The organism is Sinobacterium caligoides, assembly GCF_003752585.1.
Classification (GTDB): Bacteria; Pseudomonadota; Gammaproteobacteria; order Pseudomonadales; family Sinobacteriaceae; genus Sinobacterium; species Sinobacterium caligoides.
Window position 1 is genome coordinate 749,898 of sequence record NZ_RKHR01000004.1, and the last position, 18,414, is coordinate 768,311.

An 18,414-nucleotide genomic window follows, 5' to 3' on the forward strand; every position below is an offset into this window, starting at 1 on the left:
GCTTAAAAGCACTAATCATCCATCATATGACCGAGTTTACCCGCTTTCGTCGCAAGGTATTTTTCATTGTGAGAGTTTTCACCGGTACGCAGTGGAATGCGTTTAACGACATTAATCCCCATATCCTGCAAGGCCTTCACTTTGCGTGGATTATTAGTCATCAACTGCACCGCGCCAATCTGTAGGTGATCCAACATCTCACGACAAATACTATAATCACGCATATCGGCACCAAAACCTAGGGCTTCATTAGCTTCCACGGTGTCAGCGCCTTGATCCTGCAGTTTATAGGCTTTGATCTTGTTCAACAGACCAATGCCTCGTCCCTCTTGTCGTAGATAGAGAATCGCACCACGTCCCTCTTTGGCAATCGCCTGCATCGCCGCCTGCAGTTGCGAGCCACAATCACAGCGCAGGCTAAACAGCGCATCTCCTGTCAAACATTCAGAGTGCACGCGAGCTAGCACCGGCTCACCGTCGGCGATATCACCCAAAGATAAGACAATATGCTCTTTATTGTTGTCAATATCTTCAAAGCCATGCATCTCAAATACGGCCCACTGGGTAGGCAACTTAGATGACTCGATGTAACGGACCGGCATCCTAAAACTCCTCAGCCTGTCTAAAATGAAGGGGACGCATTCTACCAGTAAAGCACCTCAGTAGCTAACGCCGAGCACTGATTACTACCTACTACAAACGCTTACTTCGTTAAATACATGACACCATTCTCATGGCTAACCTGCACGTGACTTAAAAAACTCATTCCCAGCAGTACTTCTGACAAACCAGCATCACTCACCGCGGCTTCCACACCGCTCACTCTGATACCACCCACACTGACACTATTGAGTCTTATTATATGGCCATCAACAACCCCCCCGGCAGTACCAATTTTGATGGGTTTCCCCGCCTCGTAGTTAATGCCTAGGTGGCGCGCCATCGCAGCACTCATCGCAACGGAGGTCGCACCGGTATCAACGAGAAAGCTCACCGGGCGACCATTAATACTGCCGGGGGTAACAAACTGATTATATCCGTTATTCTTGATAGCCACCTTGATGCTTTCCGGCTTCACATAATTGTTGCTGATGCGACGGCTCAGACCTAACTCGTAGTTCTTTCCATCGATGAGCAGCTTCGCACGTTGCATATTAGCCGCAACAAGGGTAACGCCCTCTGGGCTCGTTTGCCCCGTACGCATCATGCGTTGCTTACCGCCAATATCAAGTATTGCCCCCCCCTTAAACAACCCCTTCACTTGTACACTGGGAGCAGCCCAACTTGCCGATACGGGGAGTAAAGACAAAAACGCACACAGCAATACAGCACATCTCAACTGCGGCAGATTCCAGCATCCTTGGAATAATTTCATCGACTAGCTTCCTATTGAAGAGCATCAGGGCGAGAAAAAACTGGCCCATATGTAATTGTTATTAGATTTTATACGCGAGTGATCGATAGTATAAACGCCCAACTATCTGTCATGCTACACTCGGCCTCCTTTTTCACAATCGCTAATATATCGTGTCGAATAGTAATCATCGTAGAAACACAGCCTCGCGCTACCATATCTGCTACTGGCCAACGTGGCTTGCAATGGGAATTTTAAAGTTCATCACCCTGCTCTACTACCCATTACAACTTACCTTAGGTAGAGGTTTAGGGCGGCTGCTGCTCATCGTTGCAAAGCGACGAAAGCATATTGCAGCAACCAACCTGCGACTCTGCTTTCCCGAATTATCCGAACAGGCACAACGCCAACTACTCAAGGAGACGTTTGAGGCTCAGGCTATCGGTTTAATCGAGACGGCCAACGCCTGGTTCACCGCCCCGGAAAAACTCCGTCATCGCGTCACCACCCACAATATCGATGTGCTACACCAGGCCGCCGAAAAAGGTAATGGTGTACTGATGCTAGGCGGTCACTACACCACGCTCGACCTCTCGGCGAGCCTGCTCTCATTATTTTGCCGTTACGACGCCATCTATCGTCAACAGAAGAACCCCGTCATCGAACATATTATGACGACAAGCAGGCAACGCTTTCTCAGCGGTGGTCAGGTCATTCCACAGAGCGACATGCGCGGGGTCTACAAGAGCCTAAAGAGTGGTCACACCCTCTGGTACCCCCCCGATCAAGACTACGGTGCTAAACACTCTGAGTTTGTCGACTTCTTCGGCGTCAAGGCCGCCACGATCAAGGCGCCGAGCAGAATGATAAAACAGTGCGCACCTGCAGTTATCCACTGCCACCACTACCGAGATAAACAAGGCCATTATCATATCCACTTTACTGACGGCTCAAACATCAACGGAAACGACACCCTCGCTGATTGTGCAAACATCAACGCTCATCTAGAGCACACGATCAGGCAACACCCAGAACAGTACATGTGGGTACATCGTCGCTTCAAAAGCCGCCCCGAAAACAGCAAAAAAGTCTATTAGACGAACAGAGCACCGCCTCAGCTCTCGAGCAATGAGGCGGAGACAGTTTGTGCGGCTCATCACATTTTAAGCCAGTTCACCGATAATCAACGACAATCGCCGATGATTATAAATCCCTGCAAAACATTACAAAACAGACATGTTGATCTAAAATCAACCAATAGATAGCTAGTCCCCCATGATTTGCTAGGTAAATATACTGGCCAATCTGCGGCAGCTACGAATAAACGTTTGGTAATAAACGCGCATAATAGGGCTCAGCTAAACAGTTAGCCTAATTATTCGAACGCAAGGAGTGACACTTTGAAAAAAGTACTAACCGCCCTCATCCTACCTGTAACTCTCGCCAGCAGCGCCGCAGTGCTTGCCGACTCGGGTTTCTATGCTAGCGGCGCCGTCAGCTACGCTGACCACACCGCCTCAATAAAAGAGAACGGTATCCATTCTGATGACCTCGAAGAGGCCGCAACCGGTTACAACATCACCGCCGGCTATCAGTTCAACACTTTCTTCGGCCTAGAGGCCAGCTACTACGACTTCGGTAGCGTCGATGGCAAGCAAACAGCCAACGGCAGAAACTACAAGAGCAGCTCTGACAGCAGTGCTTTCGGTGTCGCCGCCGTCGGTACTCTACCTCTAGGAGAGTCGTGGAAGCTCTACGGTAAGCTCGGTGCAGCACAGTCACGCAACAACCTCAAGGTTGCTTGGGAAGATCACGAGAATCCTGATGAGTCTGGCAGCACCACTCTCGAGGACAACGGTTTTACTCCTTACTACGGTGCCGGCGTATCTTATGCCGTCGTACCTAACGCTGAGATCTACCTCGAGGCGATGCAGTTCGCCTACAGCGGTGAAGACAATAGCGACCACCAAGAGCAGAACACTGAGTTTGACAGCGACGTGTTGAACACCAGCTTGGGTATCCGCTTACGCTTCTAAGAGTATACCTCTAGACCTATGAACGAGCAGGAAGCTGCTCATCTAGGTTGTAATAAAAAGCCAGCATCATGCTGGCTTTTTTGTGCTCTATGGTTACCCGTCTTTTACTGTGATGGAGCCCCACTACCTGCGCCCACTAAAGCGAGAAGTGCCTCCGTTGCGCCCTGCCAATCTTCTGCCTGGGTAATTGCACTGACTAAGGCAATACTGCCAACACCCGTCTGCTGCACGAGCTTCGCCCGCGTATAATCGATACCGCCAATCGCCACCACCGGATAACCTGGCTGCAAAACTTCAAGCCACTGCGTCAGCTGCTCAAGTCCCTGCGGACCGAAGCGCATCTGTTTCGTCGTTGTGTCATAGATAGGGCCAATGGCAATATAACTCGGCGCTATCGCATGCGCCCGGCACAACTCTGACCAACAATGTGTGCTGACCCCCAAGCGAAGCCCCGCCTGCGCAATCGCCTCGACACTGGCATCATCAAGATCCTCCTGACCTAGGTGCACCCCGTAAGCGCCGTGTTCAATCGCCAGCTGCCAGTAGTCGTTGATATAAAGGCGAGCATCGTGCTGCTTCGCCAATTCAACAGCGGCAGCCACCTCAGCGCTCAAGGCCTCACCCTGTAAGTCCTTCACCCGCAGCTGAATAGTCTTCACCCCCAGCGGCAGCAAGCGCGCTATCCATGCCACACTATCCACCACCGGGTAGAGCCCCAGTTTCGCCACCTCTTTAGGCAAAGACGACGCTAGAGTATCCGGATATGACTTAAAGAGCCTGGGCAACTGGCCAAGCTTCGACGGGAAACCCTGGTGCCCAATCGGGCCATGCCCTTGCCCTAGACGCTGCCCCGCGACAATACCCTCAGTGATATAAAACTTACCGACACAGACCGCATCCTCGAGCGGATAACCCTGCCCCAACAGCGCCGTAATCGCCGATGCCAAAGTGCAGCCACTGCCGTGATTGTTATCATTGTCGATGAGATCGCCCTGCAGCCAAAAACTCTGCTGGCCATCGCTAAAATAATCACAACAATAACGATCAGCACTATCGCTGTATTGGCCACTAAAGCTACTGTGTCCGCCTTTAATGAGCACCGCCTTGGTACCACTACTGAGCAGCTGTGCCGCCATTTGTTCAATATCGCCAGGCTTGCTCGCCACCAAGCCGGTCAGCATCTCTGCCTCAGGAATATTCGGTGTAATCAAAGTGCAACAGGGAAACAGCTGATGCAACAGCCCCCCCCTTGCCGCCTCATCTAACAGTGGCCGACCACTACTCGCCATCAACACCGGGTCACAGACTACCGGGACATTGAGCCAGCTAAGTTGCTCGACTACCGCGCCGATGATCTCACTATTGGCCAGCATCCCTAGCTTGATCGCCTGTGCAGGTAAATCATCGCTCAGGGTGCTCATTTCAGCCCGCACATGATCAGTATCCGTAACAGCAATGGCTGTCACTGCAACAGAGTTTTGCGCCGTCAACGCAGTAACGACGGAGCAGCCATGTACGGCAAAATCGTTAAAGGTAGCCAGATCGGCCTGAATGCCGGCACCACCACCGCTGTCTGAGCCTGCAATCGTCCACACAATAGGCTTTTTTAGCTCGGTCATAGCACGCGTCTCAAAAAGTAATAAGTCATCAATCATTGTGCCAAAACGGCACACCCACTACCGGCGAACTCGGTGCCGCGGTATCCCGCGCCGGCATCGCACCGGCACGATAGGCCGCACGCCCAGCGGCTACTGCCGCCGCGAAGGCCTGCGCCATCACCACCGGGTCCTGCGCTAGCGCCACCGCACTATTGAGCAACACCGCATCGTAGCCCATCTCCATCGCCGCACTGGCGTGTGAAGGCAAGCCGATACCGGCATCAACGACAAGTGTCAGCTCCGGTAAGCGCTGACGAATGGTACGCAAGGCGTACGGGTTTAATAACCCCTGTCCTGTGCCGATGGGCGCCCCCCAAGGCATCAAAATCGTGCAGCCGGCTTCCGCCAGCTTAGTGCAGAGAACCAGGTCATCGGTGCAATAGGGAAATACATCGAAGCCTTGCGAGACGAGCTCTTTCGTCGCCTCCAACAGCGCGAACGGATCGGGCTGTAGGTTATAGTCGTCACCGATCACCTCCAGCTTAATCCAGTTGGTATCGAACACCTCTCGTGCCATTAAGGCGGTATTAACGGCCTCTTTTACCGTCGAACAGCCTGCCGTATTCGGCAGCACGGCGACATCTAACGCTTTAATCTGCTGCCAGAATGCCTCGCCATCACTACCCGACTGCGCCGCCTGACGACGCAGTGAGACCGTCACCACCTGCGACTGCGAAGCCTTAATAGCCTCACACATAATTTTTGGTGAGGGATAAAGCGCGCTACCAATAAATAAGCGGCTCTGTAACTCACGCCCTAATAGTTTGAACGTATCCGAAAGTGTCTGCATCTCACCCTCCTGAAATTGGGCTAACGACATCAACCCGGTCATCTGCGATGAGTACTCTCTGCCCATACAAGCTACGGGGAACAAACTCACCATTCACCGCCACTGCGATCTTATGCGCCGTATCATAGCCCCAAGCCAACAATGCCTGACCAATATCGATGCCGCTATCGATAAGCTTGCGCTCACCGTTTACAAATATTTCCACCATCATTCTCCCTCTATCGATGCACGACTATGCGCCGGCATAGGGCTTATCTTGCGTGAATAATTCAGCAAAGTCAGATTGGTAGCCCTCACCTTGCTCGATACGCGCCACCAGCTCATCGCAAATCGCCGGCGCCATCATGTAACCGTGACGAAAGAGGCCGTTGACCCGCAGCACCTTCCCTGCACTAAAAATCTTCGGCTGATTATCCGGCAGGGCTGGGCGTAGATTAACGTCAGTCTTGATCACCCGCGCCTCGGCGAATCCCGGGTGGACACTATATGCCGCCGAGAGTAGTTCAAGGCTTGAGCGCACACTGATTTCACTGCGATCCTCACTCTCGATCTGCGTAGCGCCAATCAGATAAAGGTCATCCCGTCGCGGCACAATATAGATACGATAACGCGGGTGCATCAAACGCACGAGGCGATCAATTTTCACCCCAGGGGCTCGCACCCAAATGATCTCACCACGTACACCTCTTAACGCAGGCAAGGCCTCTCGAGCACCTAGACCACGGCTATCGATGACACAGTCAAACGCGTGGCGACGTTCACCGCTACGCCCGGCAACAACAATCTCACCGCCCACCTCATTGCCCGTTACTGCTGCGATCTCGCTATAAGTATGAAAAGGTACCTTAGCGGCAACCAATTGATCACCGAGCGTCGGCATCACACAGCAAGGACACAACCACGCCTCACCGGGCATATAGGCCGCACGGTGAAAACGTGCCGCCAACTCCGGCTCAAGCTCTGCTAACTGGGCCTGGTCAAGCATCGTCATCTGCTCAGCCGTTGGCTGCGCATTGCTCTCGACCGCCTGCAGGAAGCGATGATAATCAGCCTGGTCCTGACGATGTGCCACCACCAGGCTGCCACCCGTGTGATAAAACACCTCACCGTTGATCTGCTGGACAAGCTCCGGCCAGCGCCGCAACGAGCGCTGACCTAGGGCATACACTAAGGGCTCATAAACATCCGACTCACTCACCGGTGTCAGCATCCCCGCAGCGGTATAGCTGCAGGCACTACCGTTATCGATACCATCTCGATCAAACAAGGTCACTTGATGACCACGCTGCTGTAACAGCAAGGCACTGAGGCGACCTACAATTCCTGCGCCTGCAATTCCTATCTTCATCGAAGAGCTCCTCCTCGCCCTAACGACGAGGATGTAACACGAGGAAAGAGCTGCGTCGTTAAGACGACACAGCCCAGCTAAAGCAAGCTGTTAAACCTTCTGGTAGATCTCGCTACCGGCTTGCTTGAACTCTTCCGATTTCTTCTGCATTTCTGCGTCTAGGTCTAACACCTTAATCGTCTCTCCACGCACCTCAACACCCTGGGCCGAAGCGTAGTCTCGCACTTCCTGCGAAATTTTCATCGAGCAAAACTTCGGGCCACACATAGAGCAAAAGTGCGCCACCTTCGCCGACTCTTTCGGCAGCGTTTCATCGTGGTAGCTGCGTGCAGTATCCGGATCTAGACCGAGGTTAAACTGATCCTCCCAGCGGAACTCAAAGCGCGCCTTTGAGAGTGCGTTATCTCGTACCTGCGCACCAGGATGCCCCTTGGCTAGATCCGCGGCATGGGCGGCTAGCTTATAAGTGATAATGCCCGTCTTAACATCGTCTTTGTTGGGTAGACCAAGGTGCTCCTTCGGTGTCACATAACAGAGCATGGCACAGCCATACCAACCGATCATCGCCGCGCCAATACCGGAAGTGATGTGGTCGTAGCCAGGTGCAATATCAGTCGTCAATGGACCCAAGGTGTAGAACGGCGCCTCATCGCAGTGCTCAAGCTGCTTCTCCATGTTGGCCTTGATCATGTGCATCGGCACATGGCCCGGCCCTTCGATCATCACCTGCACATCATGCTGCCAAGCTATTTTAGTGAGCTCCCCTAGCGTCTCCAGCTCACCAAACTGTGCGGCATCGTTGGCGTCGGCGATAGAGCCTGGGCGCAAACCGTCGCCAAGGGAGAAGGCGACGTCATACTGTTTACAGATTTCACAGATCTCTTCGAAATGTGTATAGAGAAAGTTTTCTTCATGATGAGCGAGACACCACTTAGCCATGATCGAGCCGCCACGAGAAACAATACCTGTCACCCTTGTCGCCGTCATTGGTACATAACGCAACAACACACCGGCATGAATAGTAAAGTAGTCAACACCCTGCTCAGCCTGCTCAATTAACGTATCGCGAAAGACCTCCCAGGTGAGGTTTTCAGCAACACCATCAACCTTCTCAAGCGCCTGATAGATCGGCACTGTACCTACCGGTACTGGTGAGTTGCGAATGATCCACTCGCGTGTCTCATGGATATTCTTACCTGTGGATAAATCCATCATGGTGTCGGCACCCCAGCGGATACCCCAGCTCAGCTTAGCCACCTCTTCCTCGATCGAAGAACCTAGGGCAGAGTTACCAATATTGCCATTCACCTTCACCAAAAAGTTACGGCCGATAATCATCGGCTCTGACTCTGGGTGATTGATATTACAAGGAATAATCGCTCGCCCCCTGGCGACCTCACTGCGCACAAACTCCGGGGTAATCTCATCGGGAATTTCGGCACCAAAGGCTTCGCCAGGGTGCTGTTCATTGACCAGCCCCTGCTCTTTCAAATGCTGCAGCGTCATGTTCTCGCGAATCGCAATATATTCCATCTCAGGCGTGATAACGCCCTGTCGCGCATAGTGCATTTGACTGACATTCTTGCCCGGCTTAGCACGGCGAGGCGTCCGCTTCAGGTCGAAGCGCAGCCCATCAAGGCTATCATCTGCGGCACGCAGCTTGGCGTAGTCAGAGCTATCGCCCGGCAGCTCTTCCGTGTCATCACGCTCAAGCACCCAGCTACTGCGCATTGCCTCGAGCCCTTGGCGAATGTCGACACTGACTTCAGGATCAGAGTAAACGCCAGAGGTATCATAGACTCGTACCGCCTCGTTAGGCTCAAGACGAGTGCTACCATCTGGGTTAGAAACCGTCGTCGCCGTCAGCGAAATCTCACGCATCGGCACACGAATATCTGGGCGAGAGCCTTCGATATAGGTTTTCTCTGAATTAGGAAAGGGCTGGATTGAAGCTTCATCCACACGAGCGGTATTGCTGAGCTTACTGACGGTCATAATGCTGCCTTATATTGCCGCGATTAAACGCCAGGGCAGCATCACACGTCAAACATAAGGTAGTAGGATTGCGGTGAAGTAGTAGAGAAAGTCACCGACCTTGTTCCCTCCGCAGGTATTAACCTAACAGGTTCAACGGGTAAGCTCTCAGCTAAAAGAAGACAACAGACCATTTAAAGCCTGTGACTTGTTAGCACCCCGACAAGTTGCTGGCAATTCTAAAAGCTCTACTTACTTTTCGCAAGCGCGCAATTCATACAACGAAGATTACTATCATTGCTTTAGGGTACGTTAACGATATCAAGTTCATCCTGACTCCCACGACGCCATCGCGCTCGCTGCAGGCCTCGGTGCACCAACCAGATCAGCAGCGAGGTAATCGCCACCGCGCAGAGGATCGATGACAGACGATAGAAAATCGCGTAAACAGCGTCTTGTTGCCCTGGTACAAGACTACTGGTCAGCGGCACGATCAGCGCAGACATCGCCGAAAAACCGATGCCGACGCGTACTGCATCCCCTGCAAGCCAATGACTAAATAAGGCTGCCGCAATGGCGTAAGCCAGCACAAACAGCACGATATTATCGTACCAAGCACTAAGCCCCAGCTGAATCAATAATGCTGCCAAACAGCCGTAGAGAGTTCCCATCACTCGTATCTTTGCTGCCTGCAGCGACCCAACCAGGGTCATCGGCGACAATATGATCAGCATACTTGCTTGAGCAGACAGTGAGTCATTGAGATGCGCTATTTGAAAAATGAAAAAAATAACCATTGCCACCAGCCAGCCCAATACTGTTTGCTGCCACAGTTGCTCCGAGGTCGCCTCTCGCACCTCTAGCTCTACAGGTTCATTTTCTGCAATCGGCTCGGGAAAAATATAAAACGCCAAGGCACAAACCACTACCGCCACCCAGCTCGCCTGCCAAAAACCGACGGTGAAGTTCTCTAAGTCAACGCCGGGGTAGCTGCCGATATTAATAATGACCGAGCCAAATAGCAGGCCAATGGTGCCAAAGAGTGAGCTGGCCTTATGCTGCATAGCATAACACTTCGACAGCAACATAATAGCGACCGCGATGGACATCAATAGCGGATAAGGCTGTAAGAAACCAAGAATTACGTTAGTTTCTATCCCAACCCAGAATACCGCCAACACCATTTGCGCAAACATCACGCTATTCCAGCGCACCAGCCTCGATAACATGAGCATCGGCAGCAAACACACAAACATCGTGTTCGTCCAACCAAAAAACAGGCTCAGCGTCAGACTCAGCACACAGGAAAACCAAATTCGGTACGCTTTCATCGTCAACGCCTAATACAGGTAGTGGGCGATGCTAATCAGGCGAATCATCCCCTCGGCCAGCCAAGTAAATAGTGAATGGCTTTCCGTGTAGACGACGACGGTCGCCCTAGAACCAACGAACAAGTTCGCTGGAAGGGCCTCCTCGCTCTCAAGGTTCACCCGCACACGCTGTGCATCTCTCACCCAGCGGTTACTCGTCTCAACCGCTGACAAGCGGCCATTGGCCTGCTGCTGTGCAGAAGCGACACCAAAATCGCGGCTCAGCAAAGACAACGTAAAGACCTTACCGGGTAGTGCATCAAAGGCCACCTCCGCCGTCTCACCCGGCTTCATCAAAGCCGTCGCCTTTTCACGAAAATCCGCCACCAACCATAGCGAATCCGCAGGGATGAAGGTGAGTATTGGCTGATTAGCGCTAGCAAAAGCTCCCTCATGCAGCTGCAAGTTACTCACTACGCCGTCGCTAGGTGCTAACACCTGCGTACGCGACAAGTCCCACTTAGCTTGAGCTAAAGCGTTTTGTGCAGCCAGCACCACACTGCTATGACCAATACCGTCACCCAGCCGTACCTCTAAGGCACGCAGCTGTGCACGTGCGGCACGTAGGTTTGCCGCGCTTGCGTCTCGCTTGCTCTCTGCATTATCGAACTGCGACTTGGATACCGAGCCACTACGTGCAAGACGCTCGATACGCTTAAAGTCGCGCATTGCATTATCCGCCGTGACTCTATACGTCTCAATCTTCGCCTTCGCGGCGGTAACATCTGCGTAGCGCGCCGCCTCCTGCTCGTAGGCTTGACGCAGTGCCAGCTGCGCTCTTTCGTGAACTAGACGGTAGTGCGTATCATCGATACTAAAGAGCAGTTCACCTGCCTTAACGGCTTGATTATTTTCGCTGTAGACCGCTGTAATATGCCCCGAAACTTCTGTCGCTAACGGTACTACAAACCCTTGCACCCGGCTCTCTGTCGTCATCGGAGCGTAGCGATCAGCAAGCACAAAGTAGCTTCCTACGAGCACAAAAAACAGTAACAATGTCGTCATCCAGCGACGAAAGCGCGCCTCTGCAGCCTGCATAGTAATATCCTGTGTTTATCCAATAGCAGGCTAGTGTAACGAATCAAAAAAGTGGCATATAGAGTGTAAAACAAGTCGCTTGCGACCTACTAATAGGACAATATAGACTGCCGCCCTCGTAGGAAGCCACATGACCAGTCTCGATGACCTCAACCTTTTTGCCCTGACTGTTCGCCACCAGGGCATTAGCGCCGCTGCCGCCGCCACCAATATGCAGCGTTCTAAAATCAGTCGCCGACTACAGGCTTTAGAGCATGCACTGGGCTACCAACTACTAATACGCACGACACGACATATCGAGCTCACCGAACAGGGGCGCTGGCTCTACCGTCAAATCGAATCTCCTCTCAATACCCTACAGGCCGCCACTGAGCTGATGGTCGAGAGGGGAACGGCACCAAAAGGCCTAATGCGTATTGCCATCCCCCCTACCCTTGGTGTTACCGAGTTTTTCGCCGACACCATTGAGCGGTACATCAGTTTGTATCCGCAGGTACAGTTAGAAATAGAACACGAAAAAAGCGCCATCGACCTACGCCGCAGCAACACCGACCTACAATTACTCCCCGGCTTCATCGACAGCCTACACGACGATTACGTACAGCAATCATTGATTCAATTCCCTTACACCTTAGTCGCCTCACCCTGCTATTTAAGCAAGAAAGGAAGACCAAAAGCACTGGCAGAACTCGCTGACTACGACTTTCTTGCCAGTCGTTACACTCGCAGTCTCATGCCTGAATGTCGTAACTACCGGCTATTTAGCGACGACCTACGACTCTTGCATCAGCTGGCAAAGGCTGGCCAAGGCATCGCAATACTCCCGACCTCGATGATTGAAGAGGATCTCGCTAGTGGCGCGCTATCTAACATCGATTGCGCCGACCAGCTAACACCACCCAGCATCAGCTTAATCTATCCCGCTCAAGCCTACTTGCCGGAAAGAACACGCCTCATGGTGAAGATGCTCAGGGATAACTTTGCCCTCTAACCGTCAGCTCCTTCCGCGATATCAGCGAACGAATTACAGGCGATCTGTGATGTCCTTTTACCGGACACGGCAGGTCCTGCATAGACCGGAGTAATGCCAGTAGAACAGCGGCAACGCTAAGCATGATAGCTTGCTGCATAACAGCAGCGGGGGAGGTATGAGTAGCCTACAAGATAAATATACGAAAAGGTTCAGCCTGTTCGGCAAGGGGGGGGGGAACGAAAAATAGAGATAAGATTGCTGCGGCCCATCAGGCTAATCTATCTTGGTAGATTTTCTACCGCAACAATCTATAAACAACGATGGCCTTCCAACATCACAGGGTCGTTATTTTAGTCATTCTTATTAATTTGCTTTATTATTATTATGTTAAAGCTTGTTATTTTTTGAAAGTTGTTATTTTTTAGAGCTTGTTGTCTTTATGTGTGGCCAGTATACGTAAATTCCCGTAGTCGGCAAGTGATACAAATCAAGATAAGTGTTTTTACCTATTCGGTGAGAAATATACCTAGTGGTAACTGGGGTTTACAGAGGCAGGTAGAACGACAACAGCGCTTGAAAATTGATCTATTGAAAGGGGGCAGAAGGAACTGAGTGAGGCTGCTCTAGCCTCACCCTACCGAATCAACGCTATTGGCTGGCAACAAATTTAGCGATAGCTCGCTCTGACAGCGTCGTACCTGTTTTCTTTTTAATCTCTGCGGCATCCAGCCCTTTCTTTGCTAGCCGCTTAATTTCGCTACCCAACAGCATAAATTGCTGCTTCTGCTGTTTCTGCAGCTCCATCTCACGCTTACGATTATCCGCCTTCTGCCGTTTCTTCTGATTCACTTCCTGCATCAGCGCCTTCAACTTATCACTCTTAACGCCTCGGCCTGCCAATACAATGCCCGACAGGCGCATCTCGGCAGGCGTAATCTCAGTCGTTTCCTCCTGATCGAGGCTGACACGCATCCGCGGCTCGCCATCATTCCACACGGCACGATGGTACTTGCTAGAACGGGTATGCTTGGATAAGTAATACTCAAAAGCATCAACCAACTCTGGATGACGGGTACAAAGCTCCTCGTAGATACCTATCGCCAAGGGCGCGACCTCTTCACCGAATAGATGAGGGTAGTTAACCTCTAAAAAGACAGAGGTGACTTCGATGATTTCTTTAGTAGGGATCGGCCGTGACACGGAGACTTCCTTTAACAAAACTATTGGGGGGCGAAGGATAGCAAAAAACAACCGCTGTTCACACTTTAAGCGGCCTAATAGCCACGCTATTCGCCCGTTCGAGGGTTTTAAAGAACCAGCAGCGCCGTCAACTGCAATAAAAGCATGGCAAAGACACCCGCCAATATGTCGTCGACCATAATGCCAAAGCCACCCTCAACCCTTTTATCCAACCAGCTGATCGGCCAGGGCTTTAGAATATCAAAACAGCGAAAGTAGACGAAACCCAAGACGATCCACAACCAACCTGACGGCGCTAGAAACATGGTAATCCAGTAGCCGACAAACTCGTCCCAAACAATACCGGGATGGTCATGCACCTGCAGCTCCGCCGCAGTACGATGACAAAGGTAGATGCCTACAGCAGTCGTACTCAGCAGCATGATCAAGTACCACCAGGGTGACCAGCCCTGCAATAGCGCAACATAAATGAACACCCCCATTACTGTACCAAAGGTACCCGGCGCCTTCGGCGCCATGCCGCTACCAAAACCAAAAGCCGCGTAGTGGACAAAATTGTTATGCGGTAGCGGCAGTTCTGACTCTGACTGCGTGACCGATTCCTCGTTACTCATGCTTTCAATACACCTGTTAGAAATGTTTAAAGCCGTTCGCACTCATAGGCAAGGCAGAAAGAGCCTCATCGCCATCATGCACGCAAACACCACTGCCAGCGACCATACGCCCTATCTTGGTCAGCGGCCAATCTCGAGACGAGAATTGCGCCGCTAGCGTTGACCAATTTTCCCGTGCTACGGTCACGCATAGCTCATAGTCATCACCACCGCGTAACTGAAACTCTAGCCGCTCATTACTATTAACCGTGGATAACGCGCTAGAACAGGGCAACAATGCCGCCTCAATTTCTGCACCAAGACCGCTGCCAGCACAGATATGACCGAGGTCAGCCAACAAACCATCGGAGATATCGATAGCACAACGACTATAGTCTCGGAGCAGCAGGCCCTCCTCAATACGTGCCGTTGGTCGCTCAAAACGCCGCAAAAGAAAAGCTTCTTCTGCCGTCTCTGCGAGTGACTGTCGCTGTGCAACGCGTAGACCGGCAGCGGCATCACCTAGACTTCCCGTTACGGCAATAATATCACCCTCTTCCGCTGCTGCACGAGAAAGATATTGCCCTCGTGTAACAACACCATGCACCTGTATAGAGATCGTCAGCGGACCGCGGGTCGTATCGCCGCCAATCAACGCCATCTGATGCTTATCGGCCAGCTCGAACAGGCCCTCGCTAAAACCAGCCAACCAAGCCTCGTCAATCGCAGGAAGGGTCAACGCCAAAGTAAACCAACGCGGCTGCGCGCCCATTGCCGCTAAGTCACTCAACGCCGTCGCCAACGCACGGTAGCCAAGGTCTCTAGACGGCATACTAGCGAGGAAGTGCACACCAGCAACCATCGTATCAATTGAAACGACAAGCTGCTGTTCGGGCTCTATATCGAGCACCGCACAATCATCACCGTTGTCGAGCACCACCCCCTCGCCATCATGTTGACGTCGAAAGAAGCGTGCGATCAAATCAAACTCGTTCATGCTGGATTACTCAGCCACTCTCAGAAAAAGGTTTGCCACAAATAAAATAAGCCTCATGGAGAGGCTTATTCTTTAACAATATTACGCAAATGATCACGCAGCCACTGCTTTAGCTTGCCGCACACTCGTCTGGGCGTAACTGCTGAGCGAGCTTATCAAGGATTCCGTTGACATATTTGTGACTGTCGGCAGCGCCAAACTTCTTCGCCAAACCAACGGACTCGTTAATCACCACTTTATAGGGCACATCGATGCGTTTCAGCAACTCGTAGGTGCCCAAACGTAATAACGCCATCTCTACCTGGTCGATATCAGCTAGCTTACGATCGAGCAGCGGCTCAAACAGGGCCTCTATCTCAGTTAGGTTCGCTGGCACACCGTGCAATAGATCATGGAAGTAATGTACATCCACTTTACTCATATCGTACTCGGCACGGAACTGAGCCTCGATAGCATTCACGGCACTGCCGGCCATCTGCCATTGATAGAGCGCCTGCATCGCATAATGACGCGCCTTGTGGCGAGTTTGCGATAGCGGTGGCTTAGGGGTGCCGTTAGTTTGCTTGCTCATGAATACTCTCAATCAAACAGCCGGGCAACGTGCCCAGCCTTATCTACAGTTTAGGGTTTACAGCTGATCCAGCAAGCTGACCATTTCAAGTGCAGAGGCAGCAGCCTCCTCACCCTTATTGCCCGCCTTTGTTCCCGCTCTTTCAATCGCCTGCTCGATAGTATCGACAGTCAAAACACCAAAGGTTACCGGAATCTCACTTTCTAGATTCACGTGTGATAAACCTTTAACACACTCACCAGAGACGTATTCGAAGTGTGGTGTGCCACCACGAATCACAGCTCCCAATGCGATGACCGCATCAAACTTACCCGTTTGAGCGACTTTTTTGGTCGTTAATGGAATCTCAAAAGCTCCGGGGCAGCGGATGATAGTGAGATCATCTTTGTCGATGCCGTGACGCAGTAAATAATCAATAGCGCCCTCCAACATGCTCTCTACGACAAAACTATTCCAGCGACCCACAACGAGGGCGAACCGCTTCTTAGTACCGCTGACAAAATCACCTTCGATTGTCTTAATATCTTTCATCACGTTCTCACTATAGCTTTTATATCAATTAATTGTTCGAGGCTGACTTTATTCAGCCGCTCTCTCGACCGGCTCATACTCGACGACCTCTAAGTCGAAACCCGAGATCGCATTATACTTAATCGGTGGCCCCATCAGGCGAATCTTAGCAACACCCACCTCACGCAGAATCTGTGAGCCTATACCAACGGTAAAATAGGTGTTCTGGGTGCCAACACCTTCTGGTTTTGGCTTCGGTTGATTGCCCAATGCCACCTCGACACTAGCCAACAACTCCTCTTGTGATTCAGGGTTATCAACCAACAGCACCACGCCTTTACCTACTTCGGCAACCCGCTCTAAGCAACGGCGCACATTCCAGCCCTGCTCTTTTCCTGGGATCTTAGCACTCATTAAGTCTCGTACTGTAGAGCCGAGGTGAACTCGAACCAATGTTGGCTCATCGGCCTTAATGTCACCTTTGACGAGGGCAAAATGCAGTTTTCCCTCACTGGTGTCACGGAAGCTATGCAAATTGAAAGGGCCGAAGTCAGTGTCAATCTCACCGACACTGACTCTCTCAATAGTCTTCTCATTGGCAACGCGATAGTGAATCAGGTCAGCAATGGTACCGATCTTTAGGTCATGCTCAACGGCAAACACTTCCAAATCTGAACGACGCGCCATGGTACCGTCTTCGTTCATAATTTCAACTATTGCTGCGGCAGGCTCAAAGCCGGCAAGACGAGCGAGGTCGCAACCCGCCTCAGTATGACCTGCGCGCGAGAGGACGCCGCCCGGTTTAGCCATCAGAGGAAAGATGTGCCCCGGCATGACAATATCGCTCGGCTCCGCATTACGAGCAACCGCGGTACGAATAGTATGAGCACGATCAGCGGCACTGATACCGGTAGTGACACCGCTAGTAGCCTCAATAGAAAAGGTAAAGTTAGTACTAAATTGCGCACCATTATCCCGCACCATTAGTGGTAGGTCTAACTGTGCACAGCGCTGTTCACTCAGAGTCAAACAAATCAGCCCTCGTGCATGCGTCGCAAAAAAGTTGATCTCGGCGGCATTGACACATTCGGCGGCGATGACTAGATCACCCTCGTTCTCACGGTCCTCATCATCCATCAGGATGACCATCTTACCGAGACGAATGTCGTTAATAATTTCTTCGGCGGTGTTTAAAGCCATTGTTATACCCATTTACTTTTAAATAATTGCCCGTGCCCCTTGCGCGTCTGTTGTACTACAACCTGTACTACAACCTGTACTACAACCTGTACTACAACCTGTACTACAACCGAACGCGGGATGGCCCCAGCTGCGTCAAATCTACTTTAGAAAACCACTTTCTGCCAGTTTAGCGAGAGTCATCCCCTCGTCAGTTGGCGCTGACTCCTCTTTACTTGTTAATAATCGCTCCAAATAGCGCGCAATCACATCGACCTCTATATTCACTCGTCTCCCCGGGCGATAACTCATCAACAGGGTACGTTCGGCGGTGTGAGGTATAATATTAAGTTCAAAGCGTGCACCATCAACCTTATTGACGGTTAGACTCACGCCGTCGATGGTGATTGAGCCCTTATGGGCAATATAGCGAGCCAATTCTGCAGGGGCCTGGACCCACATGCGCACCGAGCGAGCATCGTCAAAGCGCTCAATGACCTCACCGACACCGTCGACATGGCCACTCACGATATGGCCACCCAGGCGACTCGTCGGCATCAACGCCTTCTCGAGATTAACCGAGCTGCCCGCCTGAAGTTGACCGATACTGGTATAGTCCATCGTTTCAACAGAAACATCGGCAGAAAAACCTGTCCCTTGCAGCGCCGTAACGGTAAGGCAGACGCCATTAATCGCGATCGAGTCCCCTAACTGCACATCATCGAGGCTCATGTCAGCGCTGGCGATCTCCAAGCTAACATCCCCTTCGCGCCGCAGCAGTTGCCGGACAGTCCCCATCGTTTCGACAATACCTGTAAACATA

Annotated in this window: 19 protein-coding genes and 1 riboswitch; of the genes, 3 read left to right on the plus strand and 16 right to left on the minus strand. The window is 51.7% G+C overall.

Annotated features, from left to right (window positions below):
- Positions 1–11 precede the first annotated feature (11 nt).
- Together ribA and EDC56_RS10075 are read right to left on the minus strand one after the other, a co-directional pair.
- Complete coding sequence (gene ribA / locus EDC56_RS10070; protein WP_123712383.1) at positions 12–602, minus strand: GTP cyclohydrolase II; 591 nt, start codon at positions 600–602, stop codon at positions 12–14.
- Between the two features lie 101 nt (positions 603–703).
- Complete coding sequence (locus tag EDC56_RS10075; RefSeq protein WP_123712384.1) at positions 704–1,375, minus strand: retropepsin-like aspartic protease family protein; 672 nt, start codon at positions 1,373–1,375, stop codon at positions 704–706.
- A 152-nt stretch (positions 1,376–1,527) separates the two neighbouring features.
- Between EDC56_RS10075 and EDC56_RS10080 the strand changes: the two genes are divergently transcribed.
- Positions 1,528–2,451 (plus strand): lysophospholipid acyltransferase family protein, encoded by a 924-nt coding sequence (locus EDC56_RS10080; RefSeq protein ID WP_281273351.1) that lies wholly within the window; start codon positions 1,528–1,530, stop codon positions 2,449–2,451.
- A 303-nt stretch (positions 2,452–2,754) separates the two neighbouring features.
- A complete protein-coding gene (locus tag EDC56_RS10085) occupies positions 2,755–3,390 on the plus strand; it encodes an outer membrane beta-barrel protein (RefSeq protein WP_123712386.1) in 636 nt (211 codons plus the stop codon).
- 104 nt (positions 3,391–3,494) lie between these two features.
- Here the strand turns inward: EDC56_RS10085 and thiE are convergent, their stop codons facing one another.
- The 7 genes from thiE to EDC56_RS10120 all read right to left on the minus strand — a co-directional run bounded on the left by thiE (position 3,495) and on the right by EDC56_RS10120 (position 11,568).
- The gene (gene thiE, locus EDC56_RS10090; protein WP_211333641.1) at positions 3,495–5,009 is read right to left on the minus strand and encodes a thiamine phosphate synthase; all 1,515 of its coding nucleotides are present in this window, start codon (positions 5,007–5,009) and stop codon (positions 3,495–3,497) included.
- 28 nt (positions 5,010–5,037) lie between these two features.
- Positions 5,038–5,838 carry a thiazole synthase gene (locus EDC56_RS10095; RefSeq protein WP_123712388.1) on the minus strand — a complete coding sequence of 267 codons (801 nt, stop codon included), beginning with the start codon at positions 5,836–5,838 and terminating at the stop codon, positions 5,038–5,040.
- Position 5,839: 1 nt separating this feature from the next.
- On the minus strand, positions 5,840–6,049 hold the full coding sequence (gene thiS / locus EDC56_RS10100) for a sulfur carrier protein ThiS (RefSeq protein ID WP_123712389.1): 210 nt from the start codon (positions 6,047–6,049) through the stop codon (positions 5,840–5,842).
- A 21-nt stretch (positions 6,050–6,070) separates the two neighbouring features.
- Positions 6,071–7,186 carry a glycine oxidase ThiO gene (thiO, locus tag EDC56_RS10105; protein ID WP_123712390.1) on the minus strand — a complete coding sequence of 372 codons (1,116 nt, stop codon included), beginning with the start codon at positions 7,184–7,186 and terminating at the stop codon, positions 6,071–6,073.
- A 90-nt stretch (positions 7,187–7,276) separates the two neighbouring features.
- A complete protein-coding gene (thiC, locus tag EDC56_RS10110) occupies positions 7,277–9,181 on the minus strand; it encodes a phosphomethylpyrimidine synthase ThiC (RefSeq protein ID WP_123712391.1) in 1,905 nt (634 codons plus the stop codon).
- 87 nt (positions 9,182–9,268) lie between these two features.
- Positions 9,269–9,392: riboswitch (TPP riboswitch) on the minus strand.
- A 70-nt stretch (positions 9,393–9,462) separates the two neighbouring features.
- Positions 9,463–10,491 carry a DUF2955 domain-containing protein gene (locus tag EDC56_RS10115; protein ID WP_123712392.1) on the minus strand — a complete coding sequence of 343 codons (1,029 nt, stop codon included), beginning with the start codon at positions 10,489–10,491 and terminating at the stop codon, positions 9,463–9,465.
- Between the two features lie 9 nt (positions 10,492–10,500).
- Entirely contained in the window at positions 10,501–11,568 is a 1,068-nt protein-coding gene (locus tag EDC56_RS10120; protein WP_123712393.1) for an HlyD family secretion protein, read from the minus strand.
- Positions 11,569–11,698: 130 nt separating this feature from the next.
- Here EDC56_RS10120 and EDC56_RS10125 point away from each other — a divergent pair, with 130 nt between their 5' ends.
- Entirely contained in the window at positions 11,699–12,559 is an 861-nt protein-coding gene (locus EDC56_RS10125) for a LysR family transcriptional regulator (RefSeq protein ID WP_123712394.1), read from the plus strand.
- Between the two features lie 630 nt (positions 12,560–13,189).
- Here the strand turns inward: EDC56_RS10125 and EDC56_RS10130 are convergent.
- From EDC56_RS10130 to EDC56_RS10160, 7 genes are all read right to left on the minus strand, one after another.
- On the minus strand, positions 13,190–13,741 hold the full coding sequence (locus EDC56_RS10130) for a ProQ/FINO family protein (protein ID WP_162844145.1): 552 nt from the start codon (positions 13,739–13,741) through the stop codon (positions 13,190–13,192).
- 107 nt (positions 13,742–13,848) lie between these two features.
- Positions 13,849–14,355 (minus strand): phosphatidylglycerophosphatase A family protein, encoded by a 507-nt coding sequence (locus EDC56_RS10135; protein ID WP_123712396.1) that lies wholly within the window; start codon positions 14,353–14,355, stop codon positions 13,849–13,851.
- A 16-nt stretch (positions 14,356–14,371) separates the two neighbouring features.
- Positions 14,372–15,331 carry a thiamine-phosphate kinase gene (gene thiL, locus EDC56_RS10140; RefSeq protein WP_123712397.1) on the minus strand — a complete coding sequence of 320 codons (960 nt, stop codon included), beginning with the start codon at positions 15,329–15,331 and terminating at the stop codon, positions 14,372–14,374.
- 109 nt (positions 15,332–15,440) lie between these two features.
- Positions 15,441–15,902 (minus strand): transcription antitermination factor NusB, encoded by a 462-nt coding sequence (gene nusB, locus EDC56_RS10145; protein WP_123712398.1) that lies wholly within the window; start codon positions 15,900–15,902, stop codon positions 15,441–15,443.
- Between the two features lie 57 nt (positions 15,903–15,959).
- Entirely contained in the window at positions 15,960–16,433 is a 474-nt protein-coding gene (gene ribH / locus EDC56_RS10150; protein ID WP_123712399.1) for a 6,7-dimethyl-8-ribityllumazine synthase, read from the minus strand.
- Between the two features lie 48 nt (positions 16,434–16,481).
- Complete coding sequence (gene ribBA, locus EDC56_RS10155) at positions 16,482–17,612, minus strand: bifunctional 3,4-dihydroxy-2-butanone-4-phosphate synthase/GTP cyclohydrolase II (RefSeq protein ID WP_123712400.1); 1,131 nt, start codon at positions 17,610–17,612, stop codon at positions 16,482–16,484.
- Positions 17,613–17,753: 141 nt separating this feature from the next.
- On the minus strand, positions 17,754–18,413 hold the full coding sequence (locus EDC56_RS10160; RefSeq protein WP_123712401.1) for a riboflavin synthase: 660 nt from the start codon (positions 18,411–18,413) through the stop codon (positions 17,754–17,756).
- Position 18,414: the final 1 nt, after the last annotated feature.

What these genes read in the sequence shown, in the direction of transcription:
- ribA (WP_123712383.1), bottom strand. Translation starts at nt 602, where the DNA reads ATGCCGGTCCGTTACATCGAGTCATCTAAGTTGCCTACCCAGTGGGCC.
- EDC56_RS10075 (WP_123712384.1), bottom strand. Translation starts at nt 1,375, where the DNA reads ATGAAATTATTCCAAGGATGCTGGAATCTGCCGCAGTTGAGATGTGCT.
- thiE (WP_211333641.1), bottom strand. Translation starts at nt 5,009, where the DNA reads ATGACCGAGCTAAAAAAGCCTATTGTGTGGACGATTGCAGGCTCAGAC.
- EDC56_RS10095 (WP_123712388.1), bottom strand. Translation starts at nt 5,838, where the DNA reads ATGCAGACACTTTCGGATACGTTCAAACTATTAGGGCGTGAGTTACAG.
- thiS (WP_123712389.1), bottom strand. Translation starts at nt 6,049, where the DNA reads ATGATGGTGGAAATATTTGTAAACGGTGAGCGCAAGCTTATCGATAGC.
- thiO (WP_123712390.1), bottom strand. Translation starts at nt 7,186, where the DNA reads ATGAAGATAGGAATTGCAGGCGCAGGAATTGTAGGTCGCCTCAGTGCC.
- thiC (WP_123712391.1), bottom strand. Translation starts at nt 9,181, where the DNA reads ATGACCGTCAGTAAGCTCAGCAATACCGCTCGTGTGGATGAAGCTTCA.
- EDC56_RS10115 (WP_123712392.1), bottom strand. Translation starts at nt 10,491, where the DNA reads ATGAAAGCGTACCGAATTTGGTTTTCCTGTGTGCTGAGTCTGACGCTG.
- EDC56_RS10120 (WP_123712393.1), bottom strand. Translation starts at nt 11,568, where the DNA reads ATGCAGGCTGCAGAGGCGCGCTTTCGTCGCTGGATGACGACATTGTTA.
- EDC56_RS10125 (WP_123712394.1), top strand. Translation starts at nt 11,699, where the DNA reads ATGACCAGTCTCGATGACCTCAACCTTTTTGCCCTGACTGTTCGCCAC.
- EDC56_RS10135 (WP_123712396.1), bottom strand. Translation starts at nt 14,355, where the DNA reads ATGAGTAACGAGGAATCGGTCACGCAGTCAGAGTCAGAACTGCCGCTA.
- thiL (WP_123712397.1), bottom strand. Translation starts at nt 15,331, where the DNA reads ATGAACGAGTTTGATTTGATCGCACGCTTCTTTCGACGTCAACATGAT.
- nusB (WP_123712398.1), bottom strand. Translation starts at nt 15,902, where the DNA reads ATGAGCAAGCAAACTAACGGCACCCCTAAGCCACCGCTATCGCAAACT.
- ribH (WP_123712399.1), bottom strand. Translation starts at nt 16,433, where the DNA reads ATGAAAGATATTAAGACAATCGAAGGTGATTTTGTCAGCGGTACTAAG.
- ribBA (WP_123712400.1), bottom strand. Translation starts at nt 17,612, where the DNA reads ATGGCTTTAAACACCGCCGAAGAAATTATTAACGACATTCGTCTCGGT.
- EDC56_RS10160 (WP_123712401.1), bottom strand. Translation starts at nt 18,413, where the DNA reads ATGTTTACAGGTATTGTCGAAACGATGGGGACTGTCCGGCAACTGCTG.